Annotated in this window: 18 protein-coding genes; 14 read left to right on the top strand and 4 right to left on the bottom strand. The window is 54.7% G+C overall.

Annotated elements, in window-relative coordinates:
- The first annotated feature begins 83 nt into the window (after positions 1-83).
- The 10 genes from glmU (at position 84) to E0765_RS05825 (ending at position 9,233) form a co-directional block, all read left to right on the top strand.
- The gene (gene glmU, locus E0765_RS05780; RefSeq protein ID WP_132812276.1) at positions 84-1,394 is read left to right on the top strand and encodes a bifunctional UDP-N-acetylglucosamine diphosphorylase/glucosamine-1-phosphate N-acetyltransferase GlmU; all 1,311 of its coding nucleotides are present in this window, start codon (positions 84-86) and stop codon (positions 1,392-1,394) included.
- Positions 1,388-2,668, top strand: a complete 1,281-nt coding sequence (gene coaBC, locus E0765_RS05785; protein WP_132812277.1) for a bifunctional phosphopantothenoylcysteine decarboxylase/phosphopantothenate--cysteine ligase CoaBC — start codon at positions 1,388-1,390, stop codon at positions 2,666-2,668. Before glmU ends, coaBC begins: the two co-directional genes overlap by 7 nt.
- Entirely contained in the window at positions 2,665-3,345 is a 681-nt protein-coding gene (locus E0765_RS05790) for a di-trans,poly-cis-decaprenylcistransferase (RefSeq protein ID WP_132812278.1), read from the top strand. The genes coaBC and E0765_RS05790 overlap by 4 nt, the downstream gene beginning before the upstream one ends.
- Entirely contained in the window at positions 3,345-4,094 is a 750-nt protein-coding gene (locus tag E0765_RS05795) for an A24 family peptidase (protein WP_132812279.1), read from the top strand. Before E0765_RS05790 ends, E0765_RS05795 begins: the two co-directional genes overlap by 1 nt.
- Positions 4,087-5,109, top strand: coding sequence for an LptF/LptG family permease (locus tag E0765_RS05800; protein WP_132812280.1), 1,023 nt, complete (start codon positions 4,087-4,089; stop codon positions 5,107-5,109). Before E0765_RS05795 ends, E0765_RS05800 begins: the two co-directional genes overlap by 8 nt.
- On the top strand, positions 5,106-5,834 hold the full coding sequence (gene truA / locus E0765_RS05805) for a tRNA pseudouridine(38-40) synthase TruA (RefSeq protein ID WP_132812281.1): 729 nt from the start codon (positions 5,106-5,108) through the stop codon (positions 5,832-5,834). Before E0765_RS05800 ends, truA begins: the two co-directional genes overlap by 4 nt.
- Before the next feature lie 103 nt (positions 5,835-5,937).
- Positions 5,938-7,818, top strand: a complete 1,881-nt coding sequence (htpG, locus tag E0765_RS05810) for a molecular chaperone HtpG (RefSeq protein WP_132812282.1) — start codon at positions 5,938-5,940, stop codon at positions 7,816-7,818.
- A gap of 148 nt (positions 7,819-7,966) precedes the next feature.
- Entirely contained in the window at positions 7,967-8,245 is a 279-nt protein-coding gene (locus E0765_RS05815; protein ID WP_132812283.1) for a hypothetical protein, read from the top strand.
- Positions 8,246-8,461: 216 nt separating this feature from the next.
- Positions 8,462-8,740, top strand: coding sequence for a peptidylprolyl isomerase (locus E0765_RS05820; RefSeq protein WP_132812284.1), 279 nt, complete (start codon positions 8,462-8,464; stop codon positions 8,738-8,740).
- Positions 8,741-8,750: 10 nt separating this feature from the next.
- Positions 8,751-9,233: a GNAT family N-acetyltransferase gene (locus E0765_RS05825; protein WP_132812285.1), complete on the top strand. Its 483-nt coding sequence runs from the start codon at positions 8,751-8,753 to the stop codon at positions 9,231-9,233.
- Here E0765_RS05825 and E0765_RS05830 read toward each other — a convergent pair.
- From E0765_RS05830 to E0765_RS05840, 3 genes are read right to left on the bottom strand one after another with little or no spacing between them, the layout of a single operon-like run.
- Entirely contained in the window at positions 9,220-9,600 is a 381-nt protein-coding gene (locus tag E0765_RS05830; protein WP_223175679.1) for a S24 family peptidase, read from the bottom strand. The genes E0765_RS05825 and E0765_RS05830 overlap by 14 nt on opposite strands.
- A gap of 2 nt (positions 9,601-9,602) precedes the next feature.
- Positions 9,603-10,016 (bottom strand): hypothetical protein, encoded by a 414-nt coding sequence (locus E0765_RS05835; RefSeq protein WP_132812286.1) that lies wholly within the window; start codon positions 10,014-10,016, stop codon positions 9,603-9,605.
- A 52-nt stretch (positions 10,017-10,068) separates the two neighbouring features.
- Complete coding sequence (locus tag E0765_RS05840; RefSeq protein ID WP_132812287.1) at positions 10,069-11,226, bottom strand: GGDEF domain-containing protein; 1,158 nt, start codon at positions 11,224-11,226, stop codon at positions 10,069-10,071.
- A gap of 63 nt (positions 11,227-11,289) precedes the next feature.
- On the opposite strand from E0765_RS05840, the gene E0765_RS05845 reads away from it, so the two are divergent.
- Complete coding sequence (locus E0765_RS05845) at positions 11,290-11,490, top strand: hypothetical protein (protein ID WP_132812288.1); 201 nt, start codon at positions 11,290-11,292, stop codon at positions 11,488-11,490.
- Between the two features lie 13 nt (positions 11,491-11,503).
- Here the strand turns inward: E0765_RS05845 and E0765_RS05850 are convergent, their stop codons facing one another.
- Complete coding sequence (locus E0765_RS05850) at positions 11,504-12,373, bottom strand: PDC sensor domain-containing protein (protein WP_132812289.1); 870 nt, start codon at positions 12,371-12,373, stop codon at positions 11,504-11,506.
- An 89-nt stretch (positions 12,374-12,462) separates the two neighbouring features.
- On the opposite strand from E0765_RS05850, the gene E0765_RS05855 reads away from it, so the two are divergent.
- The 3 genes from E0765_RS05855 to E0765_RS05865 all read left to right on the top strand — a co-directional run bounded on the left by E0765_RS05855 (position 12,463) and on the right by E0765_RS05865 (position 14,790).
- Positions 12,463-13,032: a hypothetical protein gene (locus E0765_RS05855; RefSeq protein ID WP_132812290.1), complete on the top strand. Its 570-nt coding sequence runs from the start codon at positions 12,463-12,465 to the stop codon at positions 13,030-13,032.
- Positions 13,029-13,889 (top strand): zinc-dependent peptidase, encoded by an 861-nt coding sequence (locus tag E0765_RS05860; RefSeq protein ID WP_132812291.1) that lies wholly within the window; start codon positions 13,029-13,031, stop codon positions 13,887-13,889. Before E0765_RS05855 ends, E0765_RS05860 begins: the two co-directional genes overlap by 4 nt.
- A gap of 88 nt (positions 13,890-13,977) precedes the next feature.
- Entirely contained in the window at positions 13,978-14,790 is an 813-nt protein-coding gene (locus E0765_RS05865) for a hypothetical protein (RefSeq protein ID WP_132812292.1), read from the top strand.
- The last annotated feature ends 3 nt before the right edge of the window (positions 14,791-14,793 follow it).

Genomic DNA, 14,793 nt, shown 5'->3' on the forward strand with positions numbered 1-14,793 from the left:
TAATGAGGCGATAATACCACAAACTAAGGGTGTATCTCGATTAAATTCTGATAAAATTGCATCAAATCAATGCAGGAGCTTTTATGTCCCATTCTCTTTCTATCGTCATTCTCGCCGCCGGAAAAGGGAGTCGGATGAAATCGCCCACCGCCAAGGTCCTCCACCGGATCTGCGGACGCGAAATGCTCTATTACAGCATCAAGGCGGCGCGGGAGATCACCGACGACGTCATCGTCGTCATCGCCCACCAAAAAGAGGCGGTGAAAGCGGCGATGGAACGCCATTTCGACGGGTTGAGCTTTGTCGTTCAGGATGCCGAAAACTTCCCCGGAACCGGGGGGGCGATGAAGGGGGTAAGCCCCAAATACGACGACGTCCTCGTCCTCAACGGAGATATGCCCCTCATCACCCGCGGCTCGATCGAACGCTTCCTCGCCAATCCCGCCGACATCGTCATGTCGGTCATCCCCCTTGACAATCCGGGCGGGTACGGACGCGTCGTGATCGAAGAAGGACAAGTCCTGCGGATCGTCGAAGAAAAAGACGCCACCGAAGCGCAAAAAGCGATCAATACCGTCAACGCCGGGGTATACGCGTTCAAACACCACGTACTCCAAAACTACATTCCCCGCCTCTCCAACGACAACGCCCAGGGGGAATACTACCTCACCGACGTCATCGAGATGGCACGGCGCGACGGCCTCTCGATCGCCCCGCTCTACGTCGCTGAAGAGGAGTTCAAAGGGGTCAATTCCAAAGCCGATCTCGCCCACGCCGAAGAGATCATGATGGATCGGATCCGCAAAACGTGGATGGATGCGGGGGTGATCATGCAGCTTCCGCAGACGGTCTACATCGAAGAAGGAGTCCGTTTCGTCGGTGAGTGCGTCGTCGAAAACGGCGTACGGGTGTGCGGTGAGAGCCTCATCGAGAATTCGCACCTCAAAGCCCACAGCGTCATCGAAGACTCGAGTGTGCGCGATTCCGACGTCGGGCCGCTCGCCCACCTGCGTCCGCAGAGCGTACTTGAAAACACCCACGTCGGCAACTTCGTCGAAGTGAAAAAATCCCACCTGCGCGGAGTCAAGGCGGGACACCTGAGCTATCTTGGGGACGCCGATATCGATGAGGGGACCAACATCGGCGCGGGGACGATCACCTGTAACTATGACGGGATGAAAAAGTACCGCACGATCATCGGGAAAAACGTTTTCGTCGGCAGCGACACCCAGCTCGTCGCCCCCGTCGAAATCAGCGACAACGTGATGATCGCCGCCGGTACCACCGTAACGGCGGGCAAATACGAAAGCGGAATTCTGCTCCTCAGCCGTACCCCGGTCCGCAAAGTCGCCGGGTTCTTCGCCAAATTTTTCGGTAAAGGGAAAGAATGCTGATCCCCTCCACCCTTCTCGCGGGCAAAAAGATCCTTTTGGGGGTGACCGGCTCGATCGCGGCGTACAAATCCCTGGAACTCGTACGCCTCTACACGAAAGCGGGAGCCGACGTCCGCGTCGTCATGAGCCCCGCCGCCCAAAAATTCGTCCAGCCGCTGAGTTTCGAAGCGCTCAGCCGCAACGGCGTCCTCGACGACACGAACGAATCGTGGGCGGACGATTTCAACCACATCAAAATTTCGCAGTGGGCGGACGTGATGGTCATCGTCCCCGCCACCGCCAACACGATCGCCAAACTCGCCAACGGTATTGCCGACACCATCCTCACCCAGTGCGCGCTGGCGTTCGCCGGGCCCAAAGTGCTAGCCCCTTCAGCGAACACCAACATGATCCAAAACCCGATGATCCAGGGATCGCTCAAAATGCTCGCGATGGCCGACTACGAAATCGTCTCCACCCAGACCAAGGAGCTCGCCTGCCAGACGACGGGAGACGGGGCGATGGCCGAACCGCTCGACATCTTTTTCGAGACGGCAAGGCTGCTGCTCAAAGACCCTTTCTGGGAAGACCGGCGCGTCGTGGTCACCGGCGGAGGGACGAGAGAAAAGATCGACGAAGTGCGTTACGTCTCCAATTTTTCTTCGGGAAAAATGGCCAAAGCGATCGCCCTTTCACTCTACCTCAAAGGCTCGGATGTCTGCTACATCACGACCAAAGGGAGCGAAGGGCTCCCCAAAGCGATCTATACCATCGACGTCGACGATGCGGCCGAAATGCTGGAGTATACCCGCGATGCGATCCGTGTCGCCAAAAAAGGGAAGCTGAGCAAACCTTCGCTCACGAGCACCGAAGCGATAGGGCTCATTCAAAAACGCCCCTATCTGTTCATGGTCGCGGCGGTCGCCGATTTCACCCCCAGATTTCCGCAGCGAGGAAAGCTCAAAAAATCGGCGCTCGGAGAAAACTGGCAAGTCGAACTCACCCGTACTTCCGACATTCTCAGTACCCTTGCGCAGGAGCGCGAAGGGGTGAGTACGATTGCGTTCAAAGCGGAAATGGACAGCCAAGAGGGGCTTGAAAATGCGAAAAAACTGTTGATCGAAAAAGGGGTCGATGCGGTGTGCTACAATCTTCTCGACGACGCCAAAAGTTTCGGCGGGGAAGAGAACACGGTCACCTTCATCACCAGGGAAGAACAGATCGATCTGGGGCGCCATACCAAAATCGACCTTGCCGAAAAAATTTTACATCACGCACAAGCCTGCAGCTTATGAGCAACCGCGCACGCCACATCGCCATCATCATGGACGGCAACGGCCGATGGGCGCAGGCCCAGGGTAAAAACCGCACCGCCGGGCACGAAAAAGGGGCCGAAACTGTCCGCCGGATCACCACGTTCTGCGCCGAAAACGACGAAATCGAGCGTCTGACCCTCTATGCGTTCAGCACCGAAAACTGGAAACGCCCCAAACTCGAAGTGGAATTTTTGATGAAACTCCTCGAAAAATACCTCAAAAACGAGCTAAAAACGTATCTTGAAGGAAACATCCGCTTCGAACCCATCGGGGACCTTTCCTCTTTCTCCCCCTCTTTGCGCAAGACGATCGAGCGGGTACGGGAAGAGACGGCCCGTTGCAGCGGGCTGGTGCAGAGCCTCGCGCTCAACTACGGCGCGCAGGACGAAATCGTCCGCGCCGCGAATGCGCTCCTAGGGCGGGGAGAGACCATCAGCGCCGAGTCGCTCGGCCACGCCCTCGATACGAACGAAAACGTCGATCTGCTGATCCGCACCGGGGGAGACCACCGACTCTCGAACTTTCTGCTGTGGCAGTCGGCGTATGCCGAACTCTTCTTTACCGACACGCTGTGGCCCGATTTTACGACTGCAGAATTTGAACGGATCATCAAAAAATTCAAAACCGTCGAAAGACGCTTCGGAGGGCTTAACTGATGGAATGGATACTGGTATTTCTCCTCGGCGCCGCCGTCGGTTCGTTCATGAACGTGGTCATACTCCGCCTTCCCAAAGACGAAAGTGTTTCGTTTCCCGCATCGCACTGCATGAGCTGTAACGCGCCGCTGCGCTTTTACCACAACATCCCGATACTCTCCTGGCTTTTCCTGCGCGGGAAATGCGGTTTCTGCGGCGCGAAAATCTCGCTGCAGTACCCCCTCGTTGAACTGCTGGGCGGACTTATTTTCCTCCTTAGCGCGATGAAACTGGGGATTTCCCTCCCTGCCGCCGGGATCGCGCTTGCCTTTGTGCTTCTGCTGGCCCTCTCGGTCATCGACTACCGATACAAAATGGTCCCCGACAGCCTCAACCTCGCAGCCCTCACCCTCGCGGTGATCAGCGCGACTTCGTTCGCCCATCTGACGTACAATTTCCAAAACGCCCTCCTCTTTGCCGGGGGATTCACCCTGCTGCGCTTTTACCTCTCCTACGCGATTAAAAAAGAGGCTATGGGCGAAGCCGACATCATGATCGCGGCGACGATGGGAGCGATTTTGGGGATCCAGCTTGCGCTCGCGGCGATTTTCATCGGGGCGCTGCTCGCCCTCCCCGCACTTCTGCTGACCCGCACCGAAGACGAAGACTCACAGCAGCTCCCCTTCATTCCCTTCCTCGCGACGGGGGCATGGATCGCCTTAATGTTCGACGGATACATCACTACCTACCTGGCAGGCCTCTATGGATAAACTACGACGCTATATCCTCTCGAACCTTTCGCTGCTGTTCTTTTCGATTTTCCTGCCGCTGTTTGCGATTGCGTCGGTCATCTTCATGATCAAGCTAGCCACCTACACGGCCGTCATCCAGCTGAGCCTCGCGGAGATGGGGAAACTCTACCTCTTCGTCCTCCCCGAACTGCTGTTTTACACCCTCCCGATCTCGTTTTTCGTCAGCGGAGCGCTCACCCTCTATCGCCTCTCGAACGATAACGAAATGGTCGTCGTTTTTTCCTTGGGGATCCCTCCGCGCTTTATCGCCCGGGTCCTCGCCGCTCCGGCACTGCTCCTCTCGCTGCTGCTGTTTATCGATTATCTGATCGTCACCCCCTACATCAAGACGATCTCGGCCAACTTCCTCGACCAGAAAAAAGCCGAAGCGAAATTCAACCTCTCGGCTTCGGAATTCGGCCATAACTTCGGGGAGTGGATGCTCTTCATCAACAAAAGCGACAACGCCGAACGCGCCTACGGCGACATCGTCCTTTTCAGCAAAGAGATGAAAGACGAGATCCTCATTTCGGCCAAAAGCGCCGAACTGATCAATAACAACGGAGTCTTGCAGTTTCGCCTCAGCAAAGGGGAAAGCTACAGCTACAACGACGAGGTTTTCAAACAGATGCCGTTCGAAACGGCCTATATCAACGATATGATGAGCACGGAGCAGACCCGTTACGTCGATACCCTCGATTACTGGACGAACGAAGACCGCCGCGACAAAAAAAACCAGCTCCTCATCACCAACACCCTCCTTAGCCTCTTTCCGCTTCTCTCGGTATGGCTCATGATCGCCCTGGGAGTCGTCCACGCCCGTCACCAGAAGCGGTGGATCTACCTGTGGATGTTCCTCGCCATCGTCGGATTCTACGCCGCCGCGATCATGACGCAAAAATGGCTCGATTTCCACACGATCTGGGCCACGGCGCTGGTGTGGTTCATCCTCTCGTACGGTTTTTACCGGCGCCTGGTCGGCCGACGCTTTTGAACCGCGTCAAACTCACCCTCAGCTATAACGGGGCGGCGTTTATGGGGTTTCAGTCCCAGACCACGACCGACAACACCGTCGTCGGGACCCTGCATGCGGCATTCAAGCGTCTGGGTATCGATTCGCTCCCCGTGGGCAGCGGCCGTACCGACCGCGGCGTCCACGCAACGCGCCAGGTGATCCATCTCGACCTTCCCCCCTACTGGCAGGACCTTCGCAAGCTGCGCGAAATGCTCGCCCTCCAGCTCCCCTCCTCGATACGCATCCGCCGTATCGAACCCGTTGCGGATGATTTTCACGCCCGCTACGGTGCCCGGGTACGTTCATACCGCTACGTGCTTAAAGCGGGGGAGTCCAACCCGTTCGAAGCCGATTTCGTCACCTTCGTTCCGCGCCTCGATGAAAAAGCCATCATCGACGCGATCAGTCTCTTCGAGGGGGAACACGACTTCGAGCTGTTCAAAAAAAGCGGTTCCGACACGACCCACTATGTCCGGACGATCTTCCGTGCCTACGCCTACTCTCACCGCGGCTATCTGATTCTCCGGTTCGACGCCAACGGATTTCTCCGTTCCCAGATCCGCCTCATGGTCGGTTTTCTGCTCCGCATCAGCGAAGGCAAAGCGACCAAAGAACAGCTCCAAGATCAGCTCTCTTGCCGTTATCGCCACTGTTCCGATCTCGCGCCGCACAACGGACTGTACCTCTCACGCGTCAACTATTGAGTCTTTAAGACTAAAACTTCTTTATATTTCTTGCATTATTAAATCCTTTTTGTTACAATCATCCTCGAAAAACTTAATACCAACACACTAAAGGATATGTCACATGGCAAAACATCAGTTTCAGACTGAAGTCTCACAAATCTTGCACCTCATGATCCACTCTCTCTACTCCAACAAGGAGATTTTCGTCCGCGAACTCGTCTCGAACGCCTCGGACGCCCTGGACAAACTCAATATGCTCGTCCTCACTGACGAGAAATACAAAGGGGTAGCCTTCAATCCCCGCATCGACATCGCCCTTGATAAAGAGGCCAAAACCATCACGATCAGCGACACGGGGATCGGGATGAACGAGAGCGACCTCGTCGAAAACCTCGGAACCATCGCCAAATCGGGGACCAAAGCGTTCCTTGAGCAGCTGACGGGAGACCAGAAAAAAGACTCCAAACTCATCGGTCAGTTCGGGGTCGGATTCTACGCCTCGTTCATGGTCGCCGACAAGGTCGAAGTGATCAGCCGCAAAGCGGGCGAAGAAAACGCCTACAAATGGTCATCCATGGCGGGAAGCGAGTACGAGATCGAACCGGCCAGCCGCGAGAGCCACGGTACGAGCATCATCATGCACCTCAAAGAGGACGAATCCGAATTCCTGGATGGCTGGCGCATCGAGAACATCATCAAAAAATACTCCAACCACATCCCCTTCCCGATCTTCATGGACAAGGAAGAGTGGGTAGCCCCCAAAGAGGGTGAAGAAAAAGGGCACAACGAGATCGTCAACAAACAGATCAACAAAGCCAACGCCCTCTGGACGATCAGCAAAAACGACATCACCGACGAAGAGTACAAGGATTTCTACTCGAGCATCGCCCACGACTCGGGCGAGCCGCTTTTGTGGATGCACAACAAGGCCGAAGGATCGCTCGAGTACACCACCCTCTTCTACGTGCCGTCCAAAGCGCCGATGGATCTCTACCGCGTCGATTACCAAAGCGGTATCAAGCTCTACATCAACCGCGTTTTCATCACCGACGACGAAAAAGAGCTGATGCCGACCTACCTGCGTTTCCTGCGCGGTGTGATCGATTCGGCCGACCTCCCGCTCAACGTCAGCCGCGAAATCCTGCAAAGCAACAAAGTGATGGCGAAGATCAAAAACGCTTCGGTCAAAAAAGTGCTCGGCGAACTCGCCAAACTCGCCGAAAACGATGCGGCCAAATACGACGCGTTCTACAAAGAGTTCGGTAACGTCCTCAAAGAGGGGCTTTACAGCGATTTCGGCAACCGCGAGAAGATCCTCGAACTTCTCAAACTCAATACCCTGAACTCCGACACCCCGGTGATGTTCGGCGACTTTGTAAAAAATGTGGACGAAGAGAAAAAAGAGATCTATTACATCACGGCGAAAATGTCCCTCTCGATGCTCAAAAACTCTCCGGCACTGGAACGCTTCAAAGCAAAAGGGATCGACGTGCTGGTGCTCAACGAAGAGATCGACACGATCGTCTTCCCGATGGTAAGCGAGTACAACGAGTACAAATTCGTCAACGTCTCCGACGCGAAACTCGAAGCGAGCGAAGAGGAGAAAAAAGAGCAGGAAGAGAAAGCCAAAGGGCTCGAATCCTTCGTCGGGCAGCTTGAAAACGCGCTCGGCGAAAAGGTCAAAAAAGTCGAAACGACCTTCGATCTCACCGAGTCGGCCGTATGTCTGAAAATCGACAAAGAAGACCCGGGCTACATGATGGCGCAGATGATGAAGCAGTTCGGGCAGATGGGCGGAGACATCCCGCCGATCAAGCCGATCCTCCAGATCAACCCGAACCATGAGCTGATCAAAAAGCTCAGCGATTCGGCGGACATGAACCTCATCGAGGATGCGGCGCATGTGCTGCTCGATCAGGCGAAACTCTATGAGGGGGAAACGCTGGAGGATACCGCAGGGTTTATTGCGCGACTTAATCGTATTATGGCGAAAGCGCTGTAACAACTTCTTTTCTTCTGCAAATTCCCGCGATAGCGGGAATCCATTTCTATAAAAAGTTTAATTATTAAAACTAATCAATTATATTCTTTTCAGTAAAAAAGAAGCCTCTTTAGGAAATAATCTCCTATATTTTATAGAGGAGAACTTTATGGCATTAAAATCTTATCTCATCGGAAGTGCTACAGTAGCAACCGCAATTCTATTCACCGCGTGTGCACCGGCAAATATCCAATCACAAATTCGCAATTCTGATATCAATTCGAATATGATGACACGCTGTGAGGAAGTTGATATGCGCAGCAACAGTGAGATGAAAGAATTATTTGAAAAATATGACGGATGGCGTGTATTCTACATCTCTGAATACACTACCGGAAATAAAATCGGGACAAGTGCATCCGTTTGTTTTGAAAAACCAAAAAACTAATTAGTTCTACATTGTTTATCTATTTTCGCAGTATGCGAAAATCATTCCCATCAAACACTCCCTGCCCCCGCAACACACCCAGAGCGAGGCCGCTCGCCGCAGGGTGAAGCGGCCGGTTAAGCGACTTGTTGCGGGGGCGCTTTTCTTTTCGTTCTTTTCTTTTCTAAAAAGAAAAGGACAATCCAAGTACAATTCCAAAAAACAAAAGGAGATACTATGGCTTGGGCAACAGCACGGCACATACTGGTAGCAACCGAAGAGGAGTGCAACGCACTCAAAACACAAATCGAAGAAGGTCTTGATTTCGCGGAAGCGGCGATCCAAAACTCCCAATGCCCATCAGGACGCAAAGGAGGCGATCTGGGCCGTTTCGGACCGGGGCAGATGGTTCCCGAGTTCGATCGCGCGGTATTCACGGGCGATGTGGGCGTCCTCTACGGACCGATCAAAACCCAGTTCGGCTATCACCTCCTCGAGGTAACGGCACGCGGATAAGCGGGTAACGTTGCAGATCATCCCCGTAACCGAAAACAATCTCCCCATCTACCATAACCTTGCCCAGTGCTACGAGGCGGAATTTTCGCCCCTCACGGGCAAGAAACCCGACGCTTCCGGGCTCTTTGCTCTCGATACCCTGATCGGAGGGAATATCCTGGGCTATCTTCTCTACATCGACGACACCCCGGCCGGTCTGGCCGCTATTGCCCGAAAAGAGAATGCCAGTTTTGAAGTATGCGAATTTTACGTCGTCCCCGTGTTCCGTAAAAATGAAGCGGGTATGCGTTTCGCCCACGCGATCTGGGAACGCCATAACGGAACGTGGGAGATCAAACAGATCTCAGGAGCCGACTACGCCACCGCGTTCTGGCGCAAAACCATAGAGCGGTTCGGCGATACCCCCTTTTGCGAAGAGCGCTACGACGATCACTACTGGGGAACCGTCACCCGCCAGACGTTCACGGCACGATGCCAGCCTACAGCCCCGTAAACGTCAGCAACGCTTTGGCAACGATCCTTACTTCGGGACGGGGATAGACCAGATGCTCGTACCCATCGTTGATGGAAACGAAATACTCTCCCCCCTCGATCACCGCAGCTTTTTTGATCCACATGCGGTTGTCTTTGTAGACTAAAAAAATCGATCCGTTTTCAAACTCTTTTTGGGACAGGTCGGAGACGACGAGCGCATCGTGCCCGATCAGGGGCTCCATGGACTGTCCTTCCACGCGGATCACGAACAATGACTCCGGTGCATAGGGGCGCTTGATGAGGGATGATGAAAACACCAGTTCGTGTTTTCGGCGTTCCCCGTCGACGTGTTCGAAATAATCGAGTTTTACGGTATCGTTTGACACCCCTATCCCCTCCGCTGAAACTCGTCGATGATCTGGGCCTGCGGATTTTGGTGGATGTAGCGGTTCGCCTCGATGGCGCGTTCGCAGACCGACTCGATGGTGTCGCCCTTGTTGAGGGTGACTAGGGAGCCTTTGAGATCGAACTGGGGATAACGGTTGATAAGCTTTTCAAGGGCGCACCGCGCACCCGTCGGATCGACGAACGTAAACAAAACGGCGACGTAGTGTTCGTTGAGCCGTTTGGAGACGTCGCTGTGGCGGATGTTCTCGGTCAGATGGGCTTTGTCGATGTCGTACTCGTCACACGCGATGAGGGCGAAGCTGGCTTCGATGCCATAGCGTTCGTGCACGTACAGGGACATTTTCAGGTCCTGCTCGAACGCCAGTTTTAAATCGGTGATAGTCAACTCTTTCATCTCTTGCCTTGTTCGCTCTATTTATAACCCGTATTTTAGCGATTTTTTCGGCTTATCCCAGACGCGTTTGATTTCGTCCCCCTTCTTTCGCCGCATAGAGTGCTTCGTCGGCTCTTTGGACGATCTTTTCGATCGTATCGCCGGGAGCGTATTCGGCGACACCGGCGCTGATGAGGACCCGGCAGGCGGGTGAAAAATCGCTCTCTTCGATGTGGCGGCGGAGGTGTTCGGCAACTCCGAACGCCTGTTCTCCTCCCGTTTCGGGGAGGAGGATCAAAAATTCCTCCCCTCCCCAACGCCCCGTCCGGTCGACCGAACGGACCGATTCGCTCATGATCTGCGCCAGTTTCTGGATCACATGGTCGCCGACGTTGTGGCCGCAGGTGTCGTTAATCTCCTTGAAATGGTCGATGTCGAGCAGAATGATCGAAAAAGTCCCCCCGTAGCGTCTGACCCTCTCAATCTCTTCAAGGCAATACGCCTCGATCTTCATCCGGTTGTAGAGACCGCTGAGCTTGTCGGTCGTGGCGAGATATTCGAGTTCCCGCGAATCGAGAAAAATCTGCTTGCTTTTTTTATCAAGGATCAGCGCGCTGAGGATGCCGAACGATACCGCCGCGACGATCCAGAGCGAATGGATGCAGAGCACTTCGAAAGGGATCCCCAGATAGAGCTCGTATGCCAGATGGGCCGCGATGGTGACCGAGGCACTGGCCAGCGCAAAGGGGAGCCGCAGCCCCGAAATCGCGAACATCCAGATGATGCTCAGCGACACTTCGGGGGTATAGATCTCGGCAAGATAGGGCGAAACCGGATAAAGGATGCCGTAGAGGTAGAGGTTCCCAAGATTCGCTATAACGGGGGAGAGAGCGAGGATCACTACCGTGACGCGGTAAAGTTTTTTGACGTACGTCATCGCGCTGATCACAAACAGGAGCGGCGGGAGAACGTAAAGGTGCATCAACGTCCCAAAAGGGAGGGCGTATGCGGGCAGCAGCATACCGTCGATAAACGAAAAAACGATATACAGCAACCCTGTCAGAAAGGTGATGGAGCGGATCTGAAGCGTCCGGGAAGGACGGTCCCACTCCTCGAAAGCTCTGCGCTGTTCGGACGAGGCATCGTAGAGGGGGTCCAAAACGGGCATCACGATACGGCCTGCACGCACCATTGCACCTCCCTTTCCGACGAATTTGACAGATTGTACCATGTTCCGCTCAAGATTTTTTCCGCTTGGCCGATATGGATGGTTCAATTTCGAACAAGTGCTACCATGAGAACAACCAAACTTTTTGCCCGTTTTATCACCTTTTTCCTATTGCTCCTTTTCGGCATGGCCATCGGAGCCAAAAGCGGAGGCCTCGATACCTTCCGCTTCACCCTTCTCATCCTCGTCCTCAGCGGCCTCAGTTTTCTGCACATCAAGACGATGCGCAAAAAATTTGCACGCTTCAACACCTCCACGCTGGGCTGAAACGTCCCGAACGCTATTCTTTGGCTTCGGCTTTTTTACGGCTGACGAAGGTAAGGATCGCCATCGATACGATCAGTATCCCGACCCCGCTGAGCAGGTAGAGGGCGTAGTTCATCTGGCCGATGTCGTTGATCGCGACTTTGAACACCACCATCAGCGATTCGATCGAGAGGGCGATGATGATCGAGGTGAGAAACTTCGTCAGCGTCGCGTATTCGTTCCCCTCTTCGAGGGTGAGGGAGCGGAAAAAGACCTCTTTTTCGAGGATCGTTTTGGCCAGATCGTAGATCGCGATCGCCAGCGTGATCCCGATGATCGATTTAAAGACGTGCTGGAGCATCTCGTCGCCGAACGATGAAAGGGCCTTGACGAACCCGATCAGGCCGTACACACCCAAAAAGAGGGCAAGCAGCACCAGACCGCCGCCGAGCATCGCGTAAACCCACACCGACAGCTTCGAAATGAGCCGGTCGCTGTCAATGAGATGCATCTTGGTCATAACCGATACGAGGTCAAGGTCGAATACGACGACCGTTCCATCGGCGAAACGCCGTGCGACCGACACCTTTGGCTGGCCTGAATGGGCGCAGATGTAGGGGTTCGAAACGTAGTTACCGTGCTCGTCGAAACGGATGCGGTTGATGAAATACCCCTTGTCGGCCCCCTGCATCGACGCATCGTGGCCGTTGCGGCGCCATGTCGGGGTGATCTGCATCCCCTGTGCGTCGATCACGTAGAGGTCGCTCAGGCAGGGGAGATTTTTGAACGTCGCGCGCACCTGCGACTCATCGAACTGCGCATAAGGTTTGTCACTGATGGTGGTCAGCAAAAAAGCCTCCACCGTTTCGCGGTTGGTGCGGTAAATCTGCATCATTTGTTTCATAATGGGGCTGTCCTGGTCTGTTAATGAGGTTTATTATAGTCAAAACCCCCTTTTCACAGTAAAATTTCAATCATCGCAAGGAAATTATCATGTTCAGACAACCGATTGTGTCCCTTTTTGCTACGTTTGCCCTCGCAAGTGCTTCCCATGCCGCCGAAAACACGACCGCGTGGGAACTCTTCGGATGGATGGAAGAGACCCTGGTGGGCGAATGGAAACTCTCCCCCGACCAGGCCGGAAGCGAATCGTACAAACACAAAGCGGTCCTTCCCCTCGTCGGGACCGAAGCGACGGCGATGGCGTTCAAACTCATCGGGGGAGAGGTGACGATCCAGGAGGATTTGCTGCCGGGGACCGCCAAGCAGATGGTGAGCATGTACCACTGCAAGGACATTGCCTGCACGAACCTCAAGGCGACCCACTACTGCTCCAAACAAAACCAGCCCGAGTTCCTGGCCAACCTCCGCGAAAGCACCCCGAAACGGATCGTGTTCGAGTGCGACATGAGCACCGAGCTGTGCAACTCCGACGAAGACCATATCCACCGGATCGTCCACGAGCTGAGCGAAGACGGCAGACATCTCAAAAGCTCCTATTTCGCGTGGAAAGACAAAAAACTCCATACGACCCACTCGATTTACCATTTCGACCGCAAATGAATTATTACGGCGCCCTGTTCTGGATCGTAGCGCTCCTGGGCGCGACGGCATACGCCGTCTATACCCTCTATCGTCTGCGCAAACACAGGGAACTCTCCCGGATCGACGCCCTCGCGTTTCCCGCCGAATACGAAACGCTCCTCGCCTCCACTCCCCATTTCCCGAAGCTCGCAGAAAGCGACAAAGAGGAGATGCGCCGCAGGATACTCCGTTTTATCCACACCAAGGATTTTGTCGGGATCGGGATTAGCGTCAACGACGAAATGCGGGTTCTCATCGCGTTTTACGCTTCGTTGCTGCTCATCCGTAAAAACGCCCCCCTCCCCTATCCCCATCTCTCGACGATCCTCATCTATCCCGATTCGGTGCTCATCGAGCAAAACCGCAACGACGGCGGGGTGGTCACGAGCGAAGAGGTCGCCATCGACGGCCAGTCGGCTGAGGGTACCGTCGTCATCACGTGGGACGCGGCGCGCGCCGAAGCGCTGGAAATGGGGGATTACAACCTGATCCTCCACGAATTCGCCCACGAGATCGATTTCATGAACGGCGAAATCGACGGTATCCCCCCGATGGACGAAGAACATTACGATGCGTGGACGGAGGTATTCGACCGCGAGTTCGACACTCTCGACGCTCTCGTACGGGACAACGCGGAACTGGGAAAATACGAGCTGTTCGGAGCCGACGCCGCACTGGATGAAGCGGAGTTTTTCGCCGTGGCGACGGAGCGGTTTTTCGGTGCGGGGGAGGATTTCAAAGAGGACTTCGCAGAGCTGTATGAGCGGCTGCGCACCTTTTACGGGATCGATACGGCCGAACTGTTTGCGCACGGCTATGGGGAGCCGATCGGTTAAGAAAACTTTATGTCCCCGGGAGTATAATCATTCAATCCCCGCTGCTTCACCTTTCGACCGTCTCATTCGATACAAAGGAGATTTCAGTATGCTCACTTCCCCTTTTTTTCGGCGATCGCCGAAGGGTTCTCCCCTCCGTTTTCCTCTTGCATGCGCACTTCTCGTGCTCGGGATCAGCGGATGTGCCGAAGTTTTCCCCGCCTACGATTTCGGCACCAAAAGCATCGTCAGCCCCTCGGCAACGACGAAAGCGAAAATGATCCCCCTGGAAAACCCGATGCCCGTCCGGACGATCGAAACGTACGATCCCGTCCTCAAGAAACGGGTCGAAACGGATGTTTTATCCCTGAGTTCGGCGGAGATACGCAAACGTCTCACCAGTACCGAAACGATTGTGACCATCGAAAAACGGGACAAATCGGGCTCTTTGAGCTATTTCGGTTCGGGAGGGAAAGTCTCGCGCGGAAGCTACAAGGTGACGTTCGACTACGTCAACTACACGACCCAGAACCTTTCGTTCAACGGTTCGGGCAAAACGTCCGCACTGGGGAGAATCGGGGTGGGGCTGCGGATCATCGCCGATCTGGAAACCTCCGCAGACGGCGTCGACCTGAGCGGCCTGCTCCCGATCGGGCTGGCGGCACAGGATGAAAAAGTGACGGGGCGTCTGAGTTTTCTTGTCTACGGCATCAGCAACGACAAGGTGGCGATGTCGGTCCCGTCCCAGTCGATTCTCGACGTCAGCTCGATCCAGAAGTCGTTCGAAGCGGCCGCAGCGGTACGGGTGTTGTTCGGGCTCGAAGAGACGCAGCTCGAACCTTACCTGATCGGCATCGCCGACGTCGTCCCCTCAGTCGCATACGACGCGATGCAGGCGGGGACGCTGAAACTGCTCTATTAGAGG

Origin of the sequence: Sulfuricurvum sp. IAE1, from assembly GCF_004347735.1 — a bacterium.
GTDB lineage: Bacteria > Campylobacterota > Campylobacteria > Campylobacterales > Sulfurimonadaceae > Sulfuricurvum.